26 protein-coding genes are annotated in these 23,844 nt (G+C 74.5%); 5 read left to right on the top strand and 21 right to left on the bottom strand.

Annotated elements, in window-relative coordinates:
- Positions 1–24 precede the first annotated feature (24 nt).
- The 8 genes from BGO37_RS04795 to BGO37_RS04830 form a co-directional block, all read right to left on the bottom strand.
- Positions 25–1,647 (bottom strand): succinic semialdehyde dehydrogenase, encoded by a 1,623-nt coding sequence (locus BGO37_RS04795; protein ID WP_291752760.1) that lies wholly within the window; start codon positions 1,645–1,647, stop codon positions 25–27.
- 52 nt (positions 1,648–1,699) lie between these two features.
- Positions 1,700–1,972 (bottom strand): HPr family phosphocarrier protein, encoded by a 273-nt coding sequence (locus BGO37_RS04800; RefSeq protein ID WP_291752761.1) that lies wholly within the window; start codon positions 1,970–1,972, stop codon positions 1,700–1,702.
- A gap of 20 nt (positions 1,973–1,992) precedes the next feature.
- Complete coding sequence (gene pfkB / locus BGO37_RS04805; protein WP_291752762.1) at positions 1,993–2,949, bottom strand: 1-phosphofructokinase; 957 nt, start codon at positions 2,947–2,949, stop codon at positions 1,993–1,995.
- Between the two features lie 91 nt (positions 2,950–3,040).
- Positions 3,041–3,481, bottom strand: coding sequence for a PTS sugar transporter subunit IIA (locus BGO37_RS04810; protein ID WP_291752763.1), 441 nt, complete (start codon positions 3,479–3,481; stop codon positions 3,041–3,043).
- On the bottom strand, positions 3,478–5,076 hold the full coding sequence (locus BGO37_RS04815) for a PTS mannitol transporter subunit IICB (RefSeq protein WP_291752764.1): 1,599 nt from the start codon (positions 5,074–5,076) through the stop codon (positions 3,478–3,480). Before BGO37_RS04815 ends, BGO37_RS04810 begins: the two co-directional genes overlap by 4 nt.
- 155 nt (positions 5,077–5,231) lie before the next feature.
- Positions 5,232–6,275: a zinc-dependent dehydrogenase gene (locus BGO37_RS04820; RefSeq protein WP_291752765.1), complete on the bottom strand. Its 1,044-nt coding sequence runs from the start codon at positions 6,273–6,275 to the stop codon at positions 5,232–5,234.
- A gap of 25 nt (positions 6,276–6,300) precedes the next feature.
- Positions 6,301–7,062, bottom strand: coding sequence for a DeoR/GlpR family DNA-binding transcription regulator (locus tag BGO37_RS04825; RefSeq protein ID WP_291752766.1), 762 nt, complete (start codon positions 7,060–7,062; stop codon positions 6,301–6,303).
- A gap of 218 nt (positions 7,063–7,280) precedes the next feature.
- Complete coding sequence (locus BGO37_RS04830) at positions 7,281–8,402, bottom strand: GuaB3 family IMP dehydrogenase-related protein (RefSeq protein ID WP_291752767.1); 1,122 nt, start codon at positions 8,400–8,402, stop codon at positions 7,281–7,283.
- 127 nt (positions 8,403–8,529) lie between these two features.
- Between BGO37_RS04830 and BGO37_RS04835 the strand changes: the two genes are divergently transcribed.
- On the top strand, positions 8,530–9,261 hold the full coding sequence (locus BGO37_RS04835) for an exonuclease domain-containing protein (protein ID WP_291752768.1): 732 nt from the start codon (positions 8,530–8,532) through the stop codon (positions 9,259–9,261).
- A gap of 6 nt (positions 9,262–9,267) precedes the next feature.
- Here the strand turns inward: BGO37_RS04835 and guaB are convergent, their stop codons facing one another.
- From guaB to BGO37_RS04850, 3 genes are all read right to left on the bottom strand, one after another.
- The gene (guaB, locus tag BGO37_RS04840) at positions 9,268–10,773 is read right to left on the bottom strand and encodes an IMP dehydrogenase (RefSeq protein WP_291752769.1); all 1,506 of its coding nucleotides are present in this window, start codon (positions 10,771–10,773) and stop codon (positions 9,268–9,270) included.
- A 35-nt stretch (positions 10,774–10,808) separates the two neighbouring features.
- Positions 10,809–11,489, bottom strand: a complete 681-nt coding sequence (locus BGO37_RS04845) for a response regulator transcription factor (RefSeq protein ID WP_291752770.1) — start codon at positions 11,487–11,489, stop codon at positions 10,809–10,811.
- Between the two features lie 186 nt (positions 11,490–11,675).
- Positions 11,676–12,641, bottom strand: coding sequence for a MerR family transcriptional regulator (locus BGO37_RS04850; RefSeq protein WP_291752771.1), 966 nt, complete (start codon positions 12,639–12,641; stop codon positions 11,676–11,678).
- 270 nt (positions 12,642–12,911) lie between these two features.
- On the opposite strand from BGO37_RS04850, the gene BGO37_RS04855 reads away from it, so the two are divergent.
- Positions 12,912–13,208, top strand: a complete 297-nt coding sequence (locus BGO37_RS04855) for a WhiB family transcriptional regulator (RefSeq protein ID WP_291752772.1) — start codon at positions 12,912–12,914, stop codon at positions 13,206–13,208.
- Positions 13,209–13,289: 81 nt separating this feature from the next.
- Here BGO37_RS04855 and groES read toward each other — a convergent pair whose 3' ends face one another.
- Positions 13,290–13,586, bottom strand: coding sequence for a co-chaperone GroES (gene groES / locus BGO37_RS04860; RefSeq protein WP_291752773.1), 297 nt, complete (start codon positions 13,584–13,586; stop codon positions 13,290–13,292).
- 224 nt (positions 13,587–13,810) lie between these two features.
- Here groES and BGO37_RS04865 point away from each other — a divergent pair, with 224 nt between their 5' ends.
- Together BGO37_RS04865 and BGO37_RS04870 are read left to right on the top strand one after the other, a co-directional pair.
- Positions 13,811–14,998 (top strand): class I SAM-dependent methyltransferase, encoded by a 1,188-nt coding sequence (locus BGO37_RS04865; protein ID WP_291752774.1) that lies wholly within the window; start codon positions 13,811–13,813, stop codon positions 14,996–14,998.
- Positions 14,998–16,152, top strand: a complete 1,155-nt coding sequence (locus BGO37_RS04870; protein WP_291752775.1) for a glutamate--cysteine ligase — start codon at positions 14,998–15,000, stop codon at positions 16,150–16,152. Before BGO37_RS04865 ends, BGO37_RS04870 begins: the two co-directional genes overlap by 1 nt.
- Before the next feature lie 12 nt (positions 16,153–16,164).
- Here BGO37_RS04870 and BGO37_RS04875 read toward each other — a convergent pair whose 3' ends face one another.
- From BGO37_RS04875 to tsaD, 4 genes are read right to left on the bottom strand one after another with little or no spacing between them, the layout of a single operon-like run.
- On the bottom strand, positions 16,165–16,656 hold the full coding sequence (locus BGO37_RS04875; protein ID WP_291752776.1) for an SRPBCC domain-containing protein: 492 nt from the start codon (positions 16,654–16,656) through the stop codon (positions 16,165–16,167).
- A gap of 24 nt (positions 16,657–16,680) precedes the next feature.
- Positions 16,681–17,016: a metalloregulator ArsR/SmtB family transcription factor gene (locus tag BGO37_RS04880; protein ID WP_291752777.1), complete on the bottom strand. Its 336-nt coding sequence runs from the start codon at positions 17,014–17,016 to the stop codon at positions 16,681–16,683.
- An 11-nt stretch (positions 17,017–17,027) separates the two neighbouring features.
- Positions 17,028–18,284 carry a hypothetical protein gene (locus tag BGO37_RS04885; protein ID WP_291752778.1) on the bottom strand — a complete coding sequence of 419 codons (1,257 nt, stop codon included), beginning with the start codon at positions 18,282–18,284 and terminating at the stop codon, positions 17,028–17,030.
- A gap of 60 nt (positions 18,285–18,344) precedes the next feature.
- Positions 18,345–19,388 carry a tRNA (adenosine(37)-N6)-threonylcarbamoyltransferase complex transferase subunit TsaD gene (gene tsaD, locus BGO37_RS04890; RefSeq protein WP_291752779.1) on the bottom strand — a complete coding sequence of 348 codons (1,044 nt, stop codon included), beginning with the start codon at positions 19,386–19,388 and terminating at the stop codon, positions 18,345–18,347.
- Between the two features lie 101 nt (positions 19,389–19,489).
- On the opposite strand from tsaD, the gene BGO37_RS04895 reads away from it, so the two are divergent.
- Positions 19,490–20,113 (top strand): malonic semialdehyde reductase, encoded by a 624-nt coding sequence (locus BGO37_RS04895; protein ID WP_291752781.1) that lies wholly within the window; start codon positions 19,490–19,492, stop codon positions 20,111–20,113.
- Between the two features lie 6 nt (positions 20,114–20,119).
- Here the strand turns inward: BGO37_RS04895 and BGO37_RS04900 are convergent, their stop codons facing one another.
- Genes BGO37_RS04900 through alr form a run of 5 tightly spaced genes read right to left on the bottom strand, consistent with a single transcriptional unit; the run spans position 20,120 to position 23,809 of the window.
- Positions 20,120–20,932 (bottom strand): sulfurtransferase, encoded by an 813-nt coding sequence (locus BGO37_RS04900; RefSeq protein ID WP_291752782.1) that lies wholly within the window; start codon positions 20,930–20,932, stop codon positions 20,120–20,122.
- A gap of 14 nt (positions 20,933–20,946) precedes the next feature.
- A complete protein-coding gene (rimI, locus tag BGO37_RS04905) occupies positions 20,947–21,420 on the bottom strand; it encodes a ribosomal protein S18-alanine N-acetyltransferase (RefSeq protein ID WP_291752783.1) in 474 nt (157 codons plus the stop codon).
- A 16-nt stretch (positions 21,421–21,436) separates the two neighbouring features.
- The gene (tsaB, locus tag BGO37_RS04910) at positions 21,437–22,120 is read right to left on the bottom strand and encodes a tRNA (adenosine(37)-N6)-threonylcarbamoyltransferase complex dimerization subunit type 1 TsaB (protein ID WP_291752784.1); all 684 of its coding nucleotides are present in this window, start codon (positions 22,118–22,120) and stop codon (positions 21,437–21,439) included.
- Positions 22,121–22,124: 4 nt separating this feature from the next.
- Entirely contained in the window at positions 22,125–22,658 is a 534-nt protein-coding gene (gene tsaE / locus BGO37_RS04915) for a tRNA (adenosine(37)-N6)-threonylcarbamoyltransferase complex ATPase subunit type 1 TsaE (protein ID WP_291752785.1), read from the bottom strand.
- Positions 22,658–23,809 (bottom strand): alanine racemase, encoded by a 1,152-nt coding sequence (alr, locus tag BGO37_RS04920; RefSeq protein WP_291752786.1) that lies wholly within the window; start codon positions 23,807–23,809, stop codon positions 22,658–22,660. Before alr ends, tsaE begins: the two co-directional genes overlap by 1 nt.
- Between the last annotated feature and the right edge of the window lie 35 nt (positions 23,810–23,844).

Here is a 23,844-nt window from a genome sequence, read left to right on the forward strand (position 1 = left end):
CTCGGTTCCCGGACGTCGCTGTCTCTACGGCAGCCGCACCGCCTTCATCGCGCGCAGCGCCCCGGTGTACAGCGGCGTCATGACGTCGCCGCCGAGCGCGAACAGCCGGTCCAGCCCGATGCCGGGCCCGCGGCCGCCGACGAGCCCGTGCGTCCCGTGCTGCAGCGCGATGGTCTGCACGCGCGTCACGGCCTGGATCGCCTCGCGGCCGTGCCGCGCGCCGAGGCCCGAGGCGCCCCACCCCGACTGGGGCGCGCCGACGGCGCCCCACGGCACCACGTACGCCTCGTTGACGGCGACGCTGCCGGCGCGGAGCCGGCGGGCGATCGACCAGCCCCGGCGCTCGTCGGCGGTCCACACGCCGGCCGCCAGGCCGTACTCGGTGTCGTTGATGGCGGCCACGGCCTCGTCGTCGGACGCCACCGGGTAGATCGCCACCACCGGGCCGAACGTCTCCTCCCGGGAGCACCGCGCCTCGGCGGGCACGTCCGCCAGGATCGTCGGCGCGTAGAAGCAGGGCCCCAGGTCGGGGCGCTGCTCGCCGCCCGTGAGCACCCGCGCGCCGGCGCCGACCGCGTCCTCGACGTGCTCCACGACCCGCGCGAGCTGCGTCGCCGACGACAGCGACCCCAGCTCCGCCCGGTAGTCCAGCCCGGCGCCCAGGCGCAGGGCCGCCGTGGCCTCGACGAAGGCCTCGACCACCTCGTCGTACACCGCCTCGTGGACGTACACCCGCTCGGCCGTGACGCACACCTGCCCGACACCGGCGAAGCACGTGCGGACCAGGCCGGACGCCGTCACGGCCGGGTCGACGTCGTCGGCCACGTAGACGCCGTTCTTGCCGCCGAGCTCGAGGGTCGTCGGGATCATCCGCGCGCCCGCCTGGGCGGCGACCTGCCGCCCCGAGCGGGTCGACCCGGTGAAGATCACCGCATCGGCGGCGTCGACCACCGCCGCGCCCACCTCGGGCCCGCCGGTGACCACCTGGAGCACGTCGTCCGGCAGACCGGCGTCGTCGAGGAGCTCGGCCACCCACAGCGCCGTCAGCGTGGTCGCCGGGTCCGGGCGCAGCACCACCGCGTTGCCCGCGACGAGCGCCGGGATCACGTCGGAGGCGGCGAAGATCAGCGGCATGTTCCACGGCGCGACGACGCCGACGACGCCGACCGGGTGCCGGACCACGCGCGTCGCGGACAGCCCGGGCACCACGCCGAGCACCCGGCGGTCTCGCAGGTACGCGTGCGCGCGCAGCGCGTAGTGCCGCGCGTGGTTGGCGACGTCGACGACCTCCTCGAACGCGTGGACGCGCGCCTTGCCGGTCTCGATCTGGACCAGGTCCAGCACGTCGGACTGGCGGGCCAGCAGCAGGTCGTGCATCCGCAGCAGCACCGCCGCACGCTCCCGCAGCGGCCGGGCGGCCCACAGCCGCTGCGCCGCCCGGGCGCGGCGGGCGGCGAGCACCACGTCGTCCGGCGTCGACACCGGCACCGGGGCGATCGGTGCGCCGGTGAAGGGTGCGACCGGCGTGTGGGTGGCGCGACCGGGGCCGACGACGATCCGGCGCAGCAGGGAACGCAGGTCGTCCGGCTCGAGCACGTAGGTCGCGAGGGGGTCGGTCTCCGGGTCGTGGAGCTCGGGGTGCGCCATGCGCGTCAGGGTACGTCCGCGCCCTGGCGACGCGCGGAGAGCCGCGCGAGGGTCAGGCGGTGGCGTCCAGGTCCGTGGCGAGCAGCGCGACGAGCTGGTCGAGCACCTGCTCGGCCTTGTCCCCCTCGGCGGCCAGCGTGACCTCCTGGCCGTGCGGCACGCCGAGGGCCATCACCATGAGGATGCTCGCGGCGTTGACCGGCGGGCGGCCGTCGGTGGCGATCGTGACCGGGATACCGGCGGCGGTCACGGCCTGCGTGAACAGGGCGGCCGGCCGGGCGTGCAGGCCGACGCGGGAGGCGACGGCGACGGTGCGGGTGGGCATGGGTGTCCTTCCGGCGGCGATCAGCCGCACAGCTCCTTGAGGGGCATGTCGGGGTCGGGGTCCGGCACCAGCCGGACCGCCGCGAGGTCGATCTGGGATGGGGCGGGCACCTGGGTGCCCGGGAGCAGCACGGCGGCACGCCCCCACGCGACGGCGGCGCGCAGGCGCTCCCCCGGCTCGCGCCCGACCGCGGACAGGTAGCCCGCCAGGGTGGTGTCGCCGGCCCCGACGGTCGAGGCCGGCTGCAGCGGCGGGCCGCCGGCCCACCACGCCTGCTCCGCGGTGACGAGCACGGCGCCCTGGGCACCCAGGGAGACGAGCACCGCGCGCGTGCCGGCGGCGATGGCCTCGCGCGCGGCCGCGACGGTGTCGCCGACGGTGACGATCTCGCGCCCGACGAGCTCGGCGAGCTCGTGCTCGTTGGGCTTGATCAGCTCGAGACCGCCGGCGTGGACCGCGTGCGCCAGCGGCGTGCCGGAGGTGTCGAGCGCGACCCGCACGCCGTGGCGCCCGGCCAGCGCCGCCAGCCGCACGAAGAAGTCGTCGCCCGCTCCCACGGGCAGCGACCCCGCGGCCACCACGGCGGCCGGGCCCGCGGCCAGCTGCTCGGCGACCACGCCGAGCAGGGCGTCGACCTCGTCGGGCGTCATCGGCACGCCGGGCTCGTTGACCTTGGTGGTCGCGCCGGACGCGTCGACCAGCGTGACGTTCGAGCGGGTGTCGCCGTGCACCGGCACGGGCGCCGCGGGGACGCCGTGCTCGGCGAGCAGGCTGACCAGCCGCGCGCCGTCGACGCCGCCGACCGGCAGCACGGCGAGCGAGGCGATCCCCTGGCGGACGAGGGCACGGGAGACGTTGATGCCCTTGCCGCCGGCGTCGACGTGGACGGCGTGCGCCCGGTTCACCTCGCCGATGGCGAGGTGGTCGACCTCGAGCGCCCGGTCGAGGCTCGGGTTGGGCGTGACGGTGACGATCACGGGAGCGCCTTCCTCGGCTGCACGGTGCACAGCCAACCACTCCCCGGGGGTGGCGCGACGCTGCGGATCGCCGCACCACCCCCGGGGATGCTCACTCGTTGACCTGCTGGATCAGCGCGTAGAGCTCGTCGGGACCCGCCGCCGCCAGGACCTTCTCCACCTCGGTGGGGTCGGAGAAGATCAGGGCGATCTTCGACAGGATCGACAGGTGCTCCTCACCGACGCCGGCGATGCCGACGACGACGCGCACCGGCTGGCCGGCGCCCCACTCGATGGGCTCGTCGTACCGGATCAGGCAGAGCGCCGAGGCGACGATGTCGCCCTTCGACTCGTCCGTGCCGTGCGGGATCGCCAGCCAGCTGCCCATGTAGGTGGAGACCAGCTGCTCCCGAGCCGCCATCGCGTCGACGTAGGCCGGCGTCACCGAGCCGCAGCCGACGAGCAGGGCCCCGGCCTCCCGGATGGCCTCCTCCTTCGTCCGGGCGGTGCCCGGCGCGACGACGAGGTCCCGGGTGAGGACGTCCTGGGTCACGACGGGCTCCCGGCCGCCGCCTTGGCCTCGGCCACGACGTCGTCGTACACCGGGCTGGCGAGGAAGTTGTCCACCGAGACGTGCCGCGAGCTCGGCGCCTTGTGCCGCGCCCGGTCCGTCAGCTCGCGCTGGCTGATGACGATGTCCGCGCCGTCCTCGAGCTGGGCGACCGCCTTGAACTCGACCTTGACGTCCGGGACGCCGGCCTTCTTCAGCTTGTCGCGCAGGATGCTCGCGCCCATCGCGCTCGAGCCCATGCCGCCGTCGCACGCGAAGACGATGGAGTGGATCGGCCGCGCGAGGGTGGCGGTGGCGGCCCCCCGGGTCCCCGCGATGTCGTTGACCTGGGCGAGGTGGGCGAGCGAGGCGCTGGCCTTGCCCTTGTTCGCCTCGGTCTGCTCGATCGCGGCCGCCAGGTCGCCGCTCTCACCCGCCGCCAGGTCCCGCTTGCGCGAGGCCCGCAGGATGATCGCCGCGACGACGAAGGACACGGCGGCCGACAGGACGACCGAGAGGATGACGCCGACGAAGCTGCCGCGCGGCGTCGCCGTGAGCACCGCGATGATGCTGCCCGGTGCCGCCGGGCCGCGCAGGCCGGAGCCGAAGACGACGTTGGTCGCCACGCCGGTGGCGCCGCCGAGGATCGCGGCGACGATGAGCGCCGGCTTCATGAGGACGAACGGGAAGTACACCTCGTGGATGCCGCCGAAGAACTGGATGATGATGGCGCCCGGCGCGCTGGACCGCGCGACGCCGACACCGAGCAGGGCATAGGCAAGCAGGATGCCGAAGCCGGGGCCGGGGTTGGCCTCGACCAGGAAGAGCAGCGACTTGCCCTGCTGCGTGACCTGCTGGGCGCCGAGCGGCACCAGCACGCCGTTGCCGATCGCGTTGTTGAGGAACAGCACCTTCGCCGGCTCGACGATGATGCTCATGACCGGCATGAGCTGGTGGTTGGCCAGCCAGTTGACGATGTTGCCGAGCCACGCGCTGACGTGCGTGACGATCGGCGCGATGCCGAAGAACGCGCCGATCGACAGCCCGGCGCCGAGGATGCCGGCGGAGAACATGTCGACGAGCATCTCGAAGCCGGGTCGGATCTTGTCCGCCCAGATGCGGTCGACCTGCTTCATGAGCCAGGCGGCCAGCGGGCCGACGACCATCGCACCGAGGAACATCGGCACGGTCGAGCCGACGATGACGCCCACCGTCGCGATCGACGCCACGACGGCGCCGCGGGCGCCGTACACGATGCGGCCGCCGGCGTTGGCGATGAGCAACGGCAGCAGGTAGGTCACCATGGGGCCGACGAGCCCGAGGTACTGGTGGAACGTCGTGCCGTCGGCCGCCTTGGCCAGCGCCGTCGCGGCGCCCTGCCAGCTTGAGGTGTCGGCGTTGGCGAAGCCGCCGATGATGCCGTTCGGCGTCCAGCCGGCGGCGATGAAGAAGGACGTGATGAGGCCCCAGGCGAGGAACGCCGGGAGGTTGGGCATGATCATGCCGGTCAGGAACGTCCCGAACTTCTGGATCCTGACCTGTGCGCTCTTGCCCCGGCGCACGGTGGGGGCAACCGTCGGCGCTGCTGCTGCAGACATGCCGCTCACTCTCCTGTCGGTGTGGCGGTCGGGTGCGGAGCGAGGCCCCCCACCCGGCGCGAATCGTCGTTGATCGCTGTGGTGCGTCCCGGCGCGATGCCCTGCCGGGGTGGTGCCGGGCGGCCTCGGTGGAGGCCGCCCGGCGGGTCACCGCCTCACGGCTCGATGGTGACCTTGATGCCCGTGCCGGCACGGACGATGTCGAGGCCGTCGCGGATCGCCTCGAGCGGCAGCCGGTGGGTGATGAGGTCCGCGACGGGCACGCTGCCGTCCGCGATGTGCGCGAGCGCCTGCTTGTTGTGGGCGGGGCTCGAGCCGTTGGCGCCCCAGATCGACAGCTCGCGGTAGTGCACGAGGTTGGAGTCCAGGGTGATCGTCGGCTTGTCCTTGGGCAGGCCGCCGAACAGGGAGATGCGCCCGCGCGGGGCGAGCATGCGCAGCGCCTGCTCCTGCGCGGCGCCGGACGCGGCGGCCGTGATCGCCAGGCTGACGCCCTTGCCGCCGGTGAGGTCGAGCACGGCCTGGATCGGGTCGGTCTCGGCGGAGCAGATCGCCGCGTCGGGCTTGACGATCTGCGCGGCGAGGTCGAGGCGGTCCCGGCTGAGCTCGACGAGGTAGACCTCGCCGGCCCCGCGCGCCCGTGCCAGGCGCACGTGCAGGCAGCCGATCGGGCCGGAGCCGACGACCACGACGACGTCGCCCTCGTGCGTGTCGACGAGCTCCTGCGCGTTGATGGCGCACGCGAACGGCTCGCTGACCGACGCCTCGGCGAAGGACACCCCGTCGGGGATCCGGTTGAGGCCGTCGACGGCGAGCACCTCGCGCGGAACCACCATGTACGGCGCGAACCCGCCGTCGAAGTCGTAGCCCATCGACAGCTGGTTGGGGCAGATCGTCTGCAGGCCGGAGGTGCAGAACTCGCAGTGGCCGCACGGGATGGCAGCGATGACCTGGACCCGGTCGCCCTCGGCCCAGCCGGTGACGCCCTCGCCGACCTCGACGATCTCGCCGGCGATCTCGTGGCCCATGACGCGCGGCGGGCGCATGCGCTGGTGCCCGGAGGTGGAGATCTTGACGTCGGTGCCGCACATCGAGCAGGCCCGCACGCGGATCTTCACCTCGCCGGGACCGGCGACCGGCTCGGGGTAGTCGTCCTCGATCCGCACGTCGCCCGGGGCGTAGAAGCGGAAGACCTTCATCGTTCTCCTTCGGTGGTGGTGCGGATCAGGCGCGGACGACGCGCGGGCCTACGGCTTCGATCTCGTCGACGAGCTCGGCCGCGAGGCCGGTGTCGGTGACGAGCGTGTCGACGCTGGACAGGGGCGCGACGAGCGCGAGGTCGGTGCGGCCGACCTTGGAGTGGTCGGCGAGCACGACGGTGCGGCGCGCGGCCGCGACGAGGGCGCGCTTGACCATGGCCTCGGCGATGTCCGGGGTGGTCAGGCCGTCCTCGACCGTCAGGCCGTTGGTGCCGAGGAAGGCGACGTCGACGCGCACGTCGGCGAGCGAGCGCTCGGCCCACGCGCCGACCGCCGCCAGGGTGCGGCCGCGCAGCTGGCCGCCGACGACGTGCAGGGTGATGTTGGGCCGCGAGGCGAGCACGGTCGCCACGGGCAGGGCGTGCGTCACGACGATGAGCTCGCGGTCGCTCGGCAGCAGGTCCGCGAAGCGGACGGTGGTGGTGCCGGCGTCGATGATGATGGCGCCGCCGTCGGGCAGCTCGTCGAGCGCGGCCTTGGCGATGCGCTCCTTCTCGGCCGAGAACATGCGCTCGCGCTCGGCCAGCGCCGGCTCGAAGCCGAGCCGCTCGACGGGGATCGCGCCCCCGTGGACGCGGCGCACCAGCCCCATCCGCTCCAGGGCGGACAGGTCGCGGCGCACCGTCTCGGGCGTGACGTCCAGCTCGGCGGCCAGGCCCGCGACGTCCACCCGACCTTCGGCGCGCGCGCGACCGAGGATCTGCTGGTGCCGTTCGGGTGCGTACATGACCACCGTGTCCCACGTCCCCCGGCCCTGCGGCCGGTTCGCGGCAGCGGCGCCGCGACGACCACAGGGTGCGCCGGTTTCACCCGGAAGTCAACTCAAACAAACACAACCGGCGCGAGCCAAACACAGAAGCGGGCCGACTCGGGTGTCGACGGGCATGACGACGACTACTCAGGCGCGGCGCCCGAGGGCTCGCCGCGCCCGGAGGGCGTGCCGGGCTACTGCGGCTGGTACGGCGAGACGACGACCTCGACCCGCTGGAACTCCTTGACGTCGGAGTACCCGGTGGTGGCCATCGCGCGGCGCAGGGCGCCGATGAGGTTGAGCGTGCCGTCGGCGGTCCGGCCGGGGCCGAAGAGGATCTGCTCCAGCGAGCCGGCGGTGCCGACCTCGACGCGTTCGCCACGCGGCAGCAGCTGGTGGTGCGCCTCCGGACCCCAGTGCCAGCCGCGACCGGGCGCCTCGGTGGCACGGGCGAGCGCGGCGCCGAGCATGACGGCGTCCGCGCCGCACGCGACCGCCTTGACCAGGTCGCCCGAGAGGCCGACCCCGCCGTCCGCGATGACGTGGACGTAGCGCCCACCGGACTCGTCGAGGTAGTCGCGCCGGGCGGCGGCGACGTCCGCCACGGCGGTGGCCATCGGCGCGTGGATCCCGAGCGAGAGCCGCGTGGTGTGCGCCGCTCCCCCGCCGAAGCCGACGAGCACGCCCGCGGCACCGGTCCGCATGAGGTGCAGCGCCGCGGTGTAGGTGGAGGCGCCGCCGACGATGACCGGCACGTCCAGCTCGTAGATGAACCGCTTGAGGTTGAGCGGCTCGGCGCGGCCGGACACGTGCTCGGCGGAGACCGTGGTGCCGCGGATGACGAAGAGGTCGACGCCGGCGTCGACGACGGTGCGCCAGTGCTCCTGCGTCCGCTGCGGCGACAGCGCGCCGGCGACGGTCACCCCGGCGGCCCGGATCTCCTTCAGCCGGGACGTGACGAGGTCCGGCCGGATGGGCGCCGCGTAGATCTCCTGCATGCGTGCGGTGGCGCGCGAGGGGTCGAGCGACGCGATCTCGGCGAGCAGCGGCTCGGGATCCTCGTACCGGGTCCACAGCCCCTCGAGGTCGAGCACGCCGAGGCCGCCGAGCCGCCCGAGCGCCACCGCGGTCGTCGGGCTCATCACCGAGTCCATCGGCGCCGCGACCACCGGCAGCTCGAAGTGGTAGGCGTCGATCTGCCAGGCCACCGACACGTCCTCGGGGTCACGCGTGCGCCGCGAGGGCACCACCGCGATGTCGTCGAAGGAGTACGCGCGTCGCCCGCGCTTGCCACGCCCGATCTCGACCTCGGTCACCGCCCCAGGCTACCGGGGCCGCGGACACCCCGGTCCGGGCGCTCCGCCGGGCGGGCGTGTCGAGGAGGGGGGTGTCGGTAGCCGGTGCCATGCTGCCGCGCAGGCACGGGAGGACGAGGGCAGGACGATGGGCTGGTACGGCGGGCCGCTGGTGGGCTTCGACACCGAGACCACGGGCGTCGACGTCGGGACGGACCGGATCGTCACGGCCGCCGTCGTCCGCCGGGACGCCACGGGCACCCACGCACGCACCTGGCTCGTCGACCCCGGCGTGCCCATCCCCGAGGCCGCCACCGCCGTCCACGGCATCACCACGGAGCAGGCGCGGACCGAGGGGCGGCCGGCGGCCGAGGCGCTCGACGAGGTCGCGGCGACGCTCGTCGCGGGCTGGCGCGCGGAGGCCCCGGTGGTCGCGTTCAACGCGTGCTACGACCTGTCGCTGCTCGACGCCGAGCTGCGCCGCCACGGCCTGCCGACCGTCACGCAGCGGCTGGGCCGGTCGGCCGGGGCGGTCATCGACCCGCTCGTCCTCGACCGCGCCCTGGAGCGCTCCCGGCCCGGCAAGCGCCGGCTGGGCGACCTCTGCGCGGTCTACGGCGTGGCGACGCCGGAGGCGCTGCACGCCGCGCACGTCGACGTCGTCGCGACGCTCGACCTGCTGGAGCGGATCGTCGAGCGTTACCCGTACCTGGCCGCCCTCGACCTGGCGACGCTGCAGGCCTACCAGACGCACGCGCACCTGACCTGGGCGGAGTCGTTCAACGCGTGGCGCGACGAGCACGGCCTGCCGGGACCGGGCGCCGAGCTCGACTGGCCGGTGCGGGTGCCGGTGGCCGTCGCCGCCGGCCGGCCGACGTGACCGGGGTCAGTGCACGGTGTAGTTCGGGGCCTCGACGGTCATCTGGATGTCGTGCGGGTGCGACTCCTTGAGCCCCGCCGGCGTGATGCGGATGAACTTCCCGCGCGCCTGCAGCTCGCCGATCGTGTGCGCCCCGACGTAGAACATCGACTGGTGCAGCCCGCCGACCAGCTGGTGCGCCACCGCACCGAGCGGCCCCCGGTACGGCACCTGCCCCTCGATGCCCTCGGGCACGATCTTGTCGTCGGACGGCACGTCGGCCTGGAAGTACCGGTCCTTCGAGTACGAGACCCGCCCCCGGGACGCCATCGCGCCGAGCGAGCCCATGCCGCGGTAGTGCTTGTACTGCTTGCCGTTGACGAAGACGAGGTCACCGGGCGACTCGTCGCAGCCGGCCAGCAGGGAGCCGAGCATGACGGTGTCCGCGCCCGCGACAAGGGCCTTGGCGATGTCACCGGAGTACTGGATGCCGCCGTCGCCGATGACCGGCACACCGGCGGGCCGGCACACGCGCGCGGCGTCGTAGATGGCGGTCACCTGCGGCACGCCCACGCCCGCGACGACGCGGGTGGTGCAGATGGAGCCCGGACCGACGCCGACCTTGACGGCGTCCGCGCCGGCCTCGACGAGCGCCGCGGCGCCCTCGGTGGTCGCGACGTTGCCGCCGATCACCTGGACGTGCCGGGTGGCCGGGTCGGCCTTGAGGCGCCGCACCATGTCGAGCATCAGCCGGGCGTGGCCGTTGGCGGTGTCGACCACGAGGATGTCGACGCCGGCCTCGACGAGCGCCGTCGCCCGCTCCCACGCGTCGCCGTAGAAGCCGATCGCCGCGGCGGCGACGAGCCGCCCCTCGGCGTCCTTCGTCGCGTGCGGGTACTGCTCGGACTTGACGAAGTCCTTGACGGTGATGAGACCGGCCAGCACGCCCTCGTCGTCGACGAGCGGCAGCTTCTCCACCTTGTGCTTGGCCAGCAGCGCGGCCGCCGACGAGCGGTCGATGCCCACCGGGCCGGTGACCAGCGGCATCGGCGTCATGACCTCGCGCACGGTGCGCCGCTCGAAGTCCGCCGCGGGCACGAAGCGCAGGTCGCGGTTGGTGATGATGCCGAGCAGGTGGCGCTGCTCGTCGACCACCGGCAGCCCGGAGACGCGGTAGGTGCCGCACAGCCGGTCCAGCTCGGCGAGCGTCGCGTCGGGGCCGACGGTCAGCGGGTCGCCGACCATCCCGGACTCCGACCGCTTAACGCGGTCCACCTGGTGGGCCTGGTCCTCGATCGACAGGTTGCGGTGCAGGACGCCCACGCCGCCCTGCCGCGCCATGGCGACGGCCATCCGGGACTCGGTGACCGTGTCCATGGCGGCGGAGACCAGCGGCACGCGCACGGAGATCTCCCGGGTCAACCGGGAGGTCGTGTCGACCTCGGAAGGGATGACGTCCGTCTCACCCGGGAGGAGGAGGACGTCGTCGAACGTGAGACCGGTGCGGGCGAACGGGTCGGCGAGGTCCGTCATCGAACCAGGATAAGTGACGGGCCGAGCCCCTCCGGTCAGCGGATGATGCCCCGCCGGAGCCCGATCGCCACCGCCTGCGCGCGGTCGTTCGCGCCGAGCTTGCGGAACAGCCGGCGCGCGTGGGTCTTGACGGTGTCCTCCGAGAGGAACAGCTCCTGGCCGATCTGCGCGTTCGAGCGGCCGTTGCTCATCCCGACGAGCACCTGCACCTCGCGCTTCGTCAGCTCGATCCGCTGCGGCCCCGGGGTCACCGGCACGTCGTCGAGGTCCCAGCCCGTCTCGCCGTCCATGTCCTCCGCCGACGGGGGCTGCGGTTGCGGGACGCCCTGGGCGCGCGCGGCGGCGAGCACGGGACCCGCCTGCACGTGGGCGGCGACCGCGGCCAGCTCCGGCCGGCCGATGTCCGGGGCGAGGAACCCGCGGGCTCCGAGTGCCAGCGCCCGGTCGAGCGCCACGGCGTCGTCGGGCCCGGCGAGCAGGACCACGGCCGCGGCGGGCGCCACGGAGCGGAGCCGACGGATGGCGTCGGGCGTGCCCGCCCCCGGCAGGTGCGCGTCGATGAGCACCACGGTCGGCGGGACGCGGCGCGCCAGCGTCACGAGCTCGTCCGCGGACGCCGCGGCACGCACCGGCGCCAGCGCCGGCACCCCGATCGACGTCACCACCAACCGCTCGCGCACCGTCGCAGCCGCGTGACACACGATGACCCCGGCCATCATCCCTCTCCTACGATTCGCCCCCTGAACGGCAGCCTGAGAGGATCATCGGCCGCCCCGGACCGCCGCGTAAGTGACGTTGGGCGACGGCCCGGCCCTCCCTCGCGACGATATGTCCGGGTCGACCGGGTCGTCACGATTGCCGCTGGGCCATCCGGGTGAATATAGGCCCGTTGACCAGGGACATCACCCTCTGTGACTCGAGCCGGCCGTGCTCCGAACGGGTGCACGAACCTGCCCCGTTCCGGTGAGCCCGACCGCGGCGAGCGCCTCGTGGACCACGCCGGTGATGGTCCGCGCGCGGTGGACCGATCGCCCCAGCGGCAGCTGGTCGGCGGCGGCCTCGGGGAGCATGACGAACTGCGGCACGTCCGGCCGCTCCGCGGCCAGCCGCTCGACCGACGAGAGGTCGAGGGCGACCGCGTCCGCGACCGTGATCGCCGCTCCGGCGCGCGTCATCGCGACGAGCTCGACCGTGCGTCGCGGCGGGAGCACGCCGGACACCACGCGGGCGTCGGCGCCCCGCTCGGCCAGCGCGGCCGCCACGACGTGGACGCCGAGCACCCACAGCCGCGTCCCCGGCGCGAACACCAGGACGACCGGCTGGCCGCCCACGGCCGGGGGCACCGCGGCCTGGACCGCGACCGCCGCCGCCGAGCCGAGCGCGAGCGTCGGCGACACGCCCGGCCGCTCGATGACCGTCCGGCGCGCCAGCGCGGCGAACACGGGCTCCACCAGCGTGGACCACCACTGCAGCACGTCGTCGCCTGGGCGCAGCGTGAGCAGTCGCTGCAGCTCCGCGCCGTCGGCCGCCAGCGCGGCGTCGACGACGGCGTCGGAGGCGACCGGCACGTCCTGCGAGTCGGGCTCGGGCTCGGTCGCCGCGAACGGACCGAACAGCGCGTCCGGTCGGCTGGAGCGGGCGATCTCGGCCGCCTCGGCGGGCGCCACCCCGTCGATGGTCATGCGCCGCATGACGATCAGACGGGCGAGGTCCGCGCTGCCGTAGCGCCGGTGCGCCCCCGCCGCGTGCTCGGACGGGCCGAGGCCGTAGCGCCGGTCCCACGTGCGCAGGGTGCCGGGAGCAACGCCGAGCCGCCGGGCGACGGCGGCCACGGTGAGCAGGGGTTCCGAACCCTCCTCACGGTCCATGGGACCGATTGTGCCAGCAGATCGTGAATCGGTTCTCTCATGGACCCGCTCCCACGGCGATCATGGCCGTGACCAGCAACAACATGGACGCGCGTCTAGGTCGGCCGTCCAAATCGATTCATAGGTGCGGTACAGGCAAGGGTATTGAACAACCGTTGACGCGGTTGTAGCGTGACGAGCAACCGTCCGGATCGTCCCGTTCGGGCACCTCGGAAGGGACGAACCGATCGGGCAGGGGCTGTGGCCCCCGCCCCGACCGAGGAGGTTGCAGTGGCCGAGATCTCACGACTGCCGGGGCCGGTGATGGAGCTCTGGGAGTGGCAGTTCCGAGGCGCCTGCCGGGACGCGGACGAGAACCTGTTCTTCCACCCCGAGGGCGAGCGTGGCGCCGCACGGCGCCGCCGGGCGGAGGCCGCCAAGGCGATCTGCGCCACGTGCCCCGTCATCCGCGAGTGCCGTGAGCAGTCGCTCGCGGTCCGCGAGCCGTACGGGGTGTGGGGCGGGCTCTCCGAGGACGAGCGGGCCGCGATCCTCGCCCAGCGCACCAGCACCCGCCGGGTCGGCTGACAGCGCCGGAACGACAGCGAGGGCCCCCTCCCGTGCGGGAGGGGGCCCTCGAGCTTCTTCGGGCCGCACGGCCCGGAGGCGCTACTTGACGACGACCGCCAGGACGTCGCGCGCCGAGAGGATGAGGTACTCCTCGCCGGCGTACTTCACCTCGGTGCCGCCGTACTTGGAGTAGATGACCTTGTCGCCGACGGCGAGGTCGAGCGGCACGCGGTTGCCCTTGTCGTCGATGCGACCCGGGCCGACGGCGACGACCTCGCCCTCCTGCGGCTTCTCCTTCGCGCTGTCCGGGATGACGATCCCGAACGCGGTGGTCGTCTCGGCCTCGAGGGCCTTCACGACGATCCGGTCCTCGAGCGGCTTGATGGAGACCGACACAGCGGACCTCCCCTTCGCATGTGAGTAGTTCGTACGTCTGCAGGCCGCACCGTCGGGCCGCCGTCGTCGCGGGTGCCGGGGCCGGTGGGAGCGGTTGGCACCCTCGCGGGGAGAGTGCCAGAACCTCACTCTAGGAAGGCGTTAGCACTCGGTCAAGGCGAGTGCCAACGGCGAGCGACGTGCCGCCGCGCCCGGGCGCGCACCACCGTGCGAGGATCACGGCCATGGACGCAGGGGCGCTGAGCCGGCTGCTGGCGCCGGACGGATGGGCGCTGCTGTCGGCGTTGCCGCCGTACGACGAGGAGCGGGCGCTGGCCCTGGCCACCCGCCTGCACGCCGAGGGCTTCGACCCCGACCTCGTCGCCACCGCGCTCACCCAGTCACGGCTGCGGGCCAGAGCCCACGCCAAGTTCGGGGACTTCGCCGACGGCATGCTGTTCACGGCCGCGGGCCTGGAGCAGGCGACGCGCCTCGAGGTGGCCGCGCACCACGCCCGCCGGTACCTCGCCGCCGGCGCCACCACGGTGGCCGACCTGACGTGCGGCATCGGCGCGGATGCGATGGCGTTCGCCGGCGTGGGGCTGCACGTCGTGGCCGTCGACGCCGACGAGGTGACGGCGGCGATCGCCACGGTCAACCTGCGCCACTTCCCCGAGGCCGTGGTGCGGCACGGCGACGGGCTCGCCCTCGACCTCGACGGCATCGACGCCGTCTACGCCGACCCCGCCCGCCGGACCTCGTCGGGCGCCCGCGTGGCGGACCCGGCCGCCTACGCCCCGCCGCTGGACGCGGTGCTGGCGGTGCGGGCGCGGGTCCCGGCGCTCGGCCTCAAGGTCGGGCCGGGGCTGCCCCACCGCGCGGTGCCCGACGACGCCCACGCCCAGTGGGTCTCGGTCGACGGCGAGGTCGTCGAGGCCGGCCTGTGGTTCGGCGCGCTCGCGCCCGAGGGACCGGGCCGCTCGGCGCTCGTCCTGCGCGGCGGGCGCGCGCACGTGGTCGCCGGCGACACCGGGCGCGCCGAGGTCGGGCCGGTCGGCGCCTACCTCTACGAGCCGGACGGGGCCGTCATCCGGGCCGGGCTGGTGCAGCAGGTGGCCGCCGAGGTGCACGGCCGGCTCGTCGACCCGACCATCGCCTACGTGACCGCCGACCTGCTGGTCCCCACCGCCGCGGCGAGCGCCTACCGCGTCCTCGACGAGATGCCGTTCGCCGTCAAGCGGCTGCGCACCTACCTGCGGGAGCGCGGCGTCGGCCGGCTGACGGTGAAGAAGCGCGGCACCGCCGTGACGCCCGAGGCGCTGCGCGGCCAGCTCGACCTGCGCGGCGGCGCCGAGGCGACCGTGGTCCTCACGCGCGTCGCCGGCGCCCAGCGCGTGCTCGTCGTCGAGCCCGTGGCGGCCGGGGAGCCCTGATGGCCCAGCCGGTGCCGCTGCCCTTCGCCGACTCGCCGCGCTCGAGCGTGGGGCTGGAGTGGGAGCTCGCCCTGGTCGACGCCGACTCCGGCGAGCTGCGGCAGGCCGCCACGGCGGTGCTCGACGCCGTCCACGCGGACGGTGACGACGACCCGCTGCGCCCCCAGGTGACGGGCGAGCTGCTGCTCAACACGATCGAGGTGTCGTCGGGCCGGTGCGCGAGCGTCGGCGAGGCCGGCACGGCGCTGCTCGACTGCCTCGACCGCGTGCGGGCCGTCGCGACGCCGCTGCGGATCGAGCTCATGGGCGGCGGCACTCACCCCTCGGCGAACTGGGCGACGCAGCGCGTGACGGACAAGCAGCGCTACGCCACGCTCATCGACCGCACCCAGTGGTGGGGCCGCCAGATGCTCATCTACGGCGTGCACGTGCACGTCGGCATCGAGTCGCGCGACAAGGTGCTGCCGCTGTCGCGCGCGATGCTCACGGTGTTCGGCGTCATCCAGTCGCTGGCCGCGTCGTCGCCGTTCTGGGGTGGGCGCGACACCGGGTACGCGTCCAACCGCGCGCTGCTGTTCCAGCAGCTGCCGACCGCGGGCCTCCCGCCGCAGCTGGTGACCTGGGGCGAGCTCGAGCAGTACGTCGGCGACATGCTCCACGTCGGCGTCATCGACGAGTTCAACGAGCTGCGCTGGGACGTCCGCCCGTCGCCGCGGTTCGGCACGCTGGAGGTGCGGATCGCCGACAGCGCCACGAACATCGCCGAGGTCGTCGCGATCTCGGCGCTGACGCACTGCCTCGTCGAGCACTTCACGAGCCTGGCCGACGCCGGCGAGCCCCTCCCGACCCTGCAGCCGTGGTTCGTCACCGAGAACAAGTGGCGCTCGGCGCGCTACGGCATGGACGCGATCCTCGTCACGGACTCGTCGGGCGCGGAGGAGCTCGTGTCCGAGTCGGTGGAGCGGTGGCTGGAGACGCTCGCGCCGGTCGCGGCGCGCCTCGGCTGCGCGGGCGAGCTGGAGCAGGTCCGGCTCATCCTGCGCCGGGGCGCCTCCTACCAGCGGCAGCGGGCGGTCGCCCGCCGGCACGCGGGCGACCTCGACGCCGTCGTGCGGTCCCTGCTCGACGAGCTGCGTGCCGGCCGGCCGCTGTAGCCGCCCGCGGCCTCAGCCGGCGGCGAGGATGGCGTCGGCCTGCCACAGCGCGAGCGCGAGGCCCTGCTGCATGCCCATCGCCAGCACCTGCTCCATCGCCTCGACGCTGGCGAAGGTGGTGGTGATCGTCATCGTCGTGCCGCCGTACGCCTCCGCCATGCGGGCGCTCAGCCGCATCGCGGGCGGCATGCCCGGTGGCGCCTCGTCGGGCACGTCGCCGAAGCCCTCGTCGAACTCGAGGCCGGTGTGCGGCTCGATGGTCCGGAACCGGAACCACGCCGCGCTCTTCTCGCCCTCGGGGCTCGTCATGACGTAGCGCGCCGCACCGCCGGGGACGAAGTCGTGCTCGAGGAACGTCGCGGGGTATCCCGGCGGGCCCCACCAGCGCTCGAGCTGGCGCCGGTCCGCCCACAGCTCCCACACCCGCTCGGGCGGGGCGAACAGCTGGGACGTGATCGCGAGCGTCAGGGCCTGCGGGTCACGGGTGGTGTCGATCACGGCCATGGCATGCCTCCTTCGTCGGTCTGTTCAGCGGTCGTCGGCGAGGATCGCGTCCATCCGCTCGAGGCGGCCTCGCCAGATCTCCTCGTACTGCCCCAGCAGCCGGTTGGCCGCACGGACGGTGTCGACGGAGCCGCGGACCAGCTGTTCGCGACCCCTCCGCTCCTTGGTGACGAGCGCGGCGCGCTCGAGCACGGCGACGTGCTTCTGGACCGCGGCGAAGCTCATGGCGTACCGCGCGGCGAGCGCCGAGACGCTCGCCTCCTGCCGCAGGACGCGCGTGAGGATGTCCCGCCGCGTCGCGTCCGCCAGCGCGGCGAACAGGCGGTCGACCTCGTCCTGGTTCAGAAGATCTACAACCACAAGGTTGTACGTTAGGTCGGGTTCTCCGCGCCCGCAAGGCGTTCGGGCACGACGAGGTCCTCGGCCCATCGCCAGGTAGCCAGGGCCTGGTCGAGCACCGGCACCAAGGCCTCCTCGTCGACCCCGTGGGCGAGCGTGACCATCCAGGCTCGGCCTGCGTGGTCGAGGTGCGCCTGGTGCTCGATGCTCGCCTTCCCCACGGTGAATCGCCGACGCCACACCGGCCCCGCCGCGGTGTCCGCATGGAGCACCGGACCGGCCGGAGATCGCAGCGACCCGAGGGTCGGCCGCGCCGCATCGGCCATACGCTGCCCCGCCGACGCCGTGCCATCGGCGCTCTCGACGATCAGCGCAGCCTCGGCGGACAGCCTGACGACGGCCTCCGTGCGGCGACCGTCGAGCCGTGCCTCGCCGAGTGCCGGCAGCGCCGGTGCCGACGCCCCGAACGTCGCCACCGGGCACTCGGGCGGACCCACGGTGACGGTGACGTCCACGGCGAGCGGGTCGGCGGGAAGGTCGGGCCACGCCTCTGGCTCGCGGGCCGGCCTGCCGGCGTCCTCGATCCATCGCCAGGTGGCCAGCACCGCGTCGACGACGCCGGACATCCAGGACTGGGGGCTCTGCCCGATCACACCGATCGCGAAGGCCCAGCCACCGTGGTCGACGTGCGTGTCGACGAGGAACGACGTGTCCGTGGTGAGGACGTGCCGCCAGGCCGGCCCTGCGGGCGTGTCGATCGCGAAGACGTCGCCGTGCGGTTGCCAGCGGTCCGGAACGGCCCTGCGCGTCACCTGGCAGCGTTCGGCTGCGGGCCCGAGGACGTGACCGCCCCGCACCGACCCGACCCTCCCGAAGCAGACGACGTTGATCGCCGTGCCGGGCGCCAACCGCAGCTGGGCGTCCGTGCGTGCGCCGTCCGACTGGAGCCGCGCGTCGGGCTCGGCTGCGCAGGGTGCAGCGAAACGCTCGCCGGGTCGACCGTCGCCGAGCGGGGGGACGACGATCGGGCAGCTGAGCGCGTAGACGTCGGTGGGGAAGGCCGAGGGCGCCTTCCCGATCCGACCGAAGAGCGGGAACGCCTGTCGAGCCTTCGCGGCGGCCTCGGCGCGGAGCTCCGGCCGGCCGCGCGTCGCGATCCGCGTCATCTTGGCCCGCAGCATCAGCCGCCCGACCACGTGGAGCGCCGGGAAGACGAGCACGAAGAACACCAGGAGCTTCGCACTGTCGGCGAGCCCCCAGCCCGTGTCGGGCGCCAGTCCAGCGGTCACGCGGGCCACCCCTCCCCCATGGCTATGCCATCGGCCGGCGGGAGAACGTCCTTGACCGGGCTAGAGCAGGACGGTCGTCAACGGCATCGACGAGTCGACCGGCAGGTCGAGCGCCGAGGGCGGCAGCCCCCGGCGGACCACGGCCGAGCCGAGCGCTGCGATCATCGCGCCGTTGTCGGTGCAGAACCGGATCGGCGGGATGCGCAGCGTCAGCCCGGCCTCGGCGCACCGCTTCGCCGCCATCTCGCGCAGCTGCGAGTTGGCCGAGAAGCCGCCGCCGACGACGAGCGTGTCGACCCCGTGGGCGCGGCAGGCCGCGATCGCCTTCGCCGTCAGGACGTCGGCCACCGCGGCGGCGAACGAGGCCGAGACGTCGTTGAGCGGGATGTCCAGCCCGGCGTCCTGGCGGGCCTCCACCCACCGGGCCACGGCCGTCTTGAGCCCAGAGAACGAGAAGTCCGTCGCGTGGTCGGCCTGGTCCTTGGCCGCGGTCAGGCCGCGCGGGAACCGGATCGCCTCCGGATTGCCCTCCCGCGCCAGTCGGTCGATGTGCGGGCCGCCCGGGTAGGGCAGGCCCAGCAGCCGGCCGACCTTGTCGAACGCCTCCCCCGCCGCGTCGTCGAGCGTGGAGCCCAGCTCGGTGACGTTGACGGTGTCGTCGATGAGCAGGAGCGACGAGTGGCCGCCCGAGACCACCAGCGCCATGACACGCGACGGGAACGGCCCGTCGACGAGCTCGTCGACCACGGCATGGCCGATGACGTGGTTGATCCCGTAGAGCGGCTTGTCGAGCGCGACCGCGAGCGCCTTGGCCGCCGACGCGCCGACGGTGAGCGGGCCGACCAGGCCCGGCCCGGCGGTCACGGCGATCGCGTCGACGTCGGCGAGCGCGACGCCGGCGGTGGCCAGGGCGCGCTCGATCGTCGGGACCATCGCCTCGAGGTGGGCGCGCGACGCGATCTCCGGGATGATCCCGCCGAACCGCGCGTGCTCGTCGACGGACGAGGCGACGGCGTCCACCAGCAGCTCGTAGCCGCGGACGAGGCCGACGCCGGTCTCGTCGCAGGAGGTCTCGATGCCCAGGACGAGCGGCTCGGCGGTCATGGGGCCCCAGGATAGGTGCCGACCGCCCGTGTGACCGATGTCACCAGCCCGCGGGACGAGACATGGGATGCTTTCATAGTGATTGATAGTTCAATGATCTCGTGACGATCGAGCTCTCCGCCCTGCCCACCGATACCCGCATCGACGACGCCACCGCGGACCTGCTGTTCCGCGAGGCGCGCACCGTCCGCACGTTCGCCGAGGGCGAGGTGACCGACGAGCAGCTCGAGGCGGCCTACGACCTCGCCAAGTGGGGCCCGACGGCGGTGAACTTCACGCCGCTGCGCCTGCTCGTCGTGCGCACGCCCGAGGCGCGCCGCCGCTTGGCCGACCACATGAGCGAGGGCAACGTCGAGCGCGTGCTCACGGCGCCCGTGTCGCTCGTCCTGGCGGCCGACACCCGGTTCCACCAGCACATCCCCACGCTCGCCCCGCACATGACCGCCATGGTCGGCATGCTCGAGGGCAACGACGAGCAGCGGCGGGCGTTCGCCACCAACAACTCGTGGCTGCAGGCCGGGTACCTCATCCTCGCGCTGCGCGCGGTCGGCCTCGCGGCCGGGCCGATGGCCATCGCGGACGCCGCCGGCGTCGACGAGGACCTGCTGGCCGGCACCGGCTGGACGTCCCTCCTCGTGGTGAACGTCGCGCAGGCCGAGGGTTCGGGCACGACGTTCCCGCGCGCCGCCCGGCTCGGCTGGGACCAGGCGACGACGACCGTCTGACCGCCGCTACGGCCTGTCGCCGGTCGCCACCGGCCGTGCCGGGTCGTTCGACCACGCCGACCACGACCCGGGGTACAGGGCCGCCTCCGCGCCGATCGCGGCGAGCGCGGCGATCTCGTGGGCGGCGGTGACGCCCGACCCGCAGTACACCGCCACGGCGCCGACGAGGCCCGCGAACCGCGCCCGCAGCGCCTCGTCGGGCAGGAACCGGCCGTCGTCGTCGACGTTGCCCGCCGTCGGGACGCTGACCGCGCCGGGGATGTGCCCCGCGCGCGGGTCGACCGGCTCGACGACCCCCGCGTACCGCTCGGCGGCACGGGCGTCGAGGAGCGTGCCGGGCCACGCCGCGGCCTCGTCGGCCGTCACGGTGGCCATCGCACCCGGACGCACCACGAGGTCACCCGGTTCGGCGGTCACCTCCCCCGCCTCCAGCGACAGGCCCGCCGCCGTCCAGGCCGCCAGCCCGCCGTCGAGCAGCCGCACCGAGGCGACGCCGGCCCAGCGCAGCAGCCACCAGGCGCGGGCGGCCGAGGTGCCGGCGACGTCGTCGTACACGACGACCGACGACCCCTCACACACCCCCCACCGCCGGGCGGCCGCCTCGAGGTCGCCGACCGCCGGCAGCGGGTGGCGCCCGGCCAGGGGCGACGGTGGCGCCGCCAGCTCGGCCTCGAGGTCGACGTACACCGCTCCCGGCAGGTGCCCGACGAGGTAGCGCTCGTGCGACTCGTCGCGCGTGCGCCGCAAGGCCCACCGCACGTCGAGCAGCACCGGTGGTTCGTCGTCCGTGAGCGCGGCCGCCAGCTCCTCGGCGGTCACCAGCACCTCTCCCCTCACACGTCCTCCAGCGGCAGCCGCATCGTGTACGCGTCGATGTTGCCCGGCTGGTAGTACGCGCGCCGGCGCCCGAGCATGACGAAGCCCATCGACTCGTACAGGTGGATCGCCGGGGCGTTGTCGACCCGCACCTCGAGCAGCACCTGCGCGGCGCCGACCTCGCGCGCGTGCCCGACGAGCGCGGTCAGCAGCCGACGGCCGAGCCCGTGCCCCTGGTGGGCGGCGTCGACGGCGATGGTCATCACCTGGGCGTCGTAGCCGTCGAACCAGATCCCGGCGTAGCCGACGAGGGCACCGTCGGCGGCACGCTCGGCCCCGAGGTACCACCGGCCGTCCGCCACGATCTCCTCGGCGAAGGACGCCCGGGACCACGCGGCGGCGTCGAAGAGGGTGCGCTCCAGGCGGTCGAGCTGGTCGAGGTCGGAGGCGACCAGCGGCCGCACGACGACCTCGACGCCCGGGACCGTCACGCGGGTGTCCCGTGGCTCACGTCAGGACCCTCTTGGCGCCCGCGTGCGGCTCCGCGTCGGGGCGGCGGAGGTAGAGCGGTTCCGTCGGCAGCGGCTGGCCGGCCGCGGCGCGGGCCACCGCCAGGCGGGCGAGGTCCGCGGGGTCGGGGTCGAGGACGGTGGGCTCGCCGGCCAGCCCCAGCGTGGTGGCGTGGAGCAGCGCGCCGCGGCCGACGACGAGCGCTCCGTCCAGCCTTCCGGAGGCCCGCAGCTCCGCGGGGGCGGCGATGTCCGGTCCCGCCAGCGCCGTCAGGCCCCCGGGTGCCGCCTCGTAGGCGGCCCAGTAGACCTCGCGCCGCCGCGCGTCGCTGACGGCGACGACACGGGTGCCGGGGGCGGCCCCGGCCACGGCGCCGGCGGCGAGGGCGTCGAGCGAGGGCACGCCCCACACGGGGACGCCCAGGGCGAGGCCGAACGTGCGGGCCGTGACGAGCCCGACGCGCAGGCCGGTGAACGGCGCGGGCCCGGTGCCGGCGACGATCGCGGTGAGCGCGCGCCGGTCCACGCCGGCCTCGGCGAGGGTCGCGGTGATCATCGGCGCGAGCAGCTCGGCGTGGCGGCGGGGCTGTGCCGACGAGGCGGCGGCCAGCACGTCGCGGGCGTCGTCGGAGAGCACCGCGACCGCCACGGCGGACGACGTGTCCAGGGCGAGGATCGGCACGGCCTCAGCCTGCCACGGGCTCGACGACGCCGACGCCGGGCAGCGCCACGCCCGCCCACCGGGGGCCGACCGCGACGACCTCCAGGACGCGCTCGCCCGCGTCGGCCGGCTCGTCGCCGGTGGGGTCGACGGCGCCGTGCGGGCGGTGCAGCGTCAGCTCCAGCCGGTCGTCGGACAGCGGCTCGACCCAGCCGCCGCCCCACTCGACCACCGTGACGGCCTCGTCCATCTCGGACTCGAGGTCCAGTGCGGCGACCTCGTCGAACGAGCGCAGCCGGTACGCGTCGACGTGGACCAGCCAGGGGCCGCGGGTGCCGTCCTCACGCGGCAGCGGCGGGTGCTCACGGGCGATGATGAACGTCGGGCTCGCCACCTGGCCGCGCACGTGCAGGCCGGCGCCGATGCCCTGCGTCAGGGTCGTCTTGCCCGCGCCGAGGTCGCCGGTGAGCACGACGAGGTCGCCGGCGCGCAGCAGCGGCGCGAGGGCCTCGCCCCAGGCGCGCGTCGCCTCGGCGGTGGGCAGCGTCAGGGTGGCCATCAGTTCACGTACTCCCGGGGGATGCGGGCGCCGAGGCGCGTGGTGATCTCGTAGGAGATGGTGCCGGTGACGTCCGCCCAGTCCTGGGCGGTGGGGCCCGGGGCGCGCCCGAACAGCGTCACCACGTCGCCGGCCTGCTCGTCGGCCCCCGGCCCGAGGTCGAGGACGAACTGGTCCATGCAGACGCGCCCCGCGATCCCGAGCCGGCGGCCACCGACCTGCACGGGTCCGCCGAGCCGGCCGGGCGTGCCGGACGCGTGACGCGGGATGCCGTCGGCGTAGCCGAGCGGCACGACACCGAGCCGCGTGGCCCGGTCGGTGACGTACTGGTGGGCGTACGAGACACCCTGGCCGGCGCCGACGTCCTTGACCGTCGCCAGCCGGGCTTCGAGCGTCATCGCCGGTGTCAGCCCGAACGCCTCCGGGCCGCCGAGCTGCGGCACCGGTGACAGGCCGTACACGGCGAGCCCCGGGCGGACGAGGTCGTAGTGGACCGCCGGGCGCGTCAGCGTCGCCGCGGAGTTGGCGATGTGGCGCACCTCGAGGTGCGCGCCCGCCGCCTCGACGGCCCGCACGGCGGCGTCGAAGACGTCCTCCTGCGCGCGGACGGTCGGGTGGTCGGGCTCGTCGGCGAAGGCGAAGTGCGACCAGACGCCGACCAGCTCGACCGCGCCCTCGGCCTGCGCCTCGAGCAGCGGCACGACGACCTCGTCGAGCGCGTCCGGCATGACGCCGTTGCGGCCGAGCCCGGTGTCGACCTTGAGGTGGACGCGTGCGGACCGGCCGGCCTCCCGCGCCGCCACGACCACCGCGCCCACGGCCCACGGCGCGGCGACCGACAGGTCGACGTCGGCCTCGATCGCCTCGCGCAGGGGCGCCCCGGGGGCGTACAGCCAGGCCAGGATCCGGGGGCCGACGACGCCCGCGGCGCGCAGCGCCAGCGCCTCGCTCACCTGGGCGGTGCCGAGCCAGGTCGCGCCGCCCTCGACCGCGGCGCGGGCCACCGGGACGAGCCCGTGCCCGTAGGCGTCCGCCTTGACGACCGCCATCACCTGCGCGGTCGACGCGTACCCGGCCAGCGCCGCGACGTTCCCGCGGATCGCGGCGAGGTCGACGACGGCGCGTGCGGGGTAGTCGCTCACGCGGGCCATCCTCCCACCGCGACCCGGCCGGCCCCCGGCTCGTC

It is taken from the genome of Cellulomonas sp. 73-92 (assembly GCF_001898175.1).
Taxonomy (GTDB): domain Bacteria; phylum Actinomycetota; class Actinomycetes; order Actinomycetales; family Cellulomonadaceae; genus Cellulomonas.

Coding starts and splice junctions, on each gene's coding strand:
- tsaD (WP_291752779.1), bottom strand. CDS start 19,388: ATGACCGCCGAGCCGCTCGTCCTGGGCATCGAGACCTCCTGCGACGAG.
- alr (WP_291752786.1), bottom strand. CDS start 23,809: ATGGCCCGCGTGAGCGACTACCCCGCACGCGCCGTCGTCGACCTCGCC.
- BGO37_RS04820 (WP_291752765.1), bottom strand. CDS start 6,275: ATGAAGGTCTTCCGCTTCTACGCCCCGGGCGACGTGCGGATCGAGGAC.
- tsaE (WP_291752785.1), bottom strand. CDS start 22,658: ATGGCCACCCTGACGCTGCCCACCGCCGAGGCGACGCGCGCCTGGGGC.
- BGO37_RS04795 (WP_291752760.1), bottom strand. CDS start 1,647: ATGGCGCACCCCGAGCTCCACGACCCGGAGACCGACCCCCTCGCGACC.
- BGO37_RS04850 (WP_291752771.1), bottom strand. CDS start 12,641: ATGGACCGTGAGGAGGGTTCGGAACCCCTGCTCACCGTGGCCGCCGTC.
- BGO37_RS04815 (WP_291752764.1), bottom strand. CDS start 5,076: ATGTCTGCAGCAGCAGCGCCGACGGTTGCCCCCACCGTGCGCCGGGGC.
- BGO37_RS04845 (WP_291752770.1), bottom strand. CDS start 11,489: ATGGCCGGGGTCATCGTGTGTCACGCGGCTGCGACGGTGCGCGAGCGG.
- guaB (WP_291752769.1), bottom strand. CDS start 10,773: ATGACGGACCTCGCCGACCCGTTCGCCCGCACCGGTCTCACGTTCGAC.
- BGO37_RS04875 (WP_291752776.1), bottom strand. CDS start 16,656: ATGGCCGTGATCGACACCACCCGTGACCCGCAGGCCCTGACGCTCGCG.
- BGO37_RS04835 (WP_291752768.1), top strand. CDS start 8,530: ATGGGCTGGTACGGCGGGCCGCTGGTGGGCTTCGACACCGAGACCACG.
- BGO37_RS04865 (WP_291752774.1), top strand. CDS start 13,811: ATGGACGCAGGGGCGCTGAGCCGGCTGCTGGCGCCGGACGGATGGGCG.
- BGO37_RS04800 (WP_291752761.1), bottom strand. CDS start 1,972: ATGCCCACCCGCACCGTCGCCGTCGCCTCCCGCGTCGGCCTGCACGCC.
- BGO37_RS04825 (WP_291752766.1), bottom strand. CDS start 7,062: ATGTACGCACCCGAACGGCACCAGCAGATCCTCGGTCGCGCGCGCGCC.
- BGO37_RS04870 (WP_291752775.1), top strand. CDS start 14,998: ATGGCCCAGCCGGTGCCGCTGCCCTTCGCCGACTCGCCGCGCTCGAGC.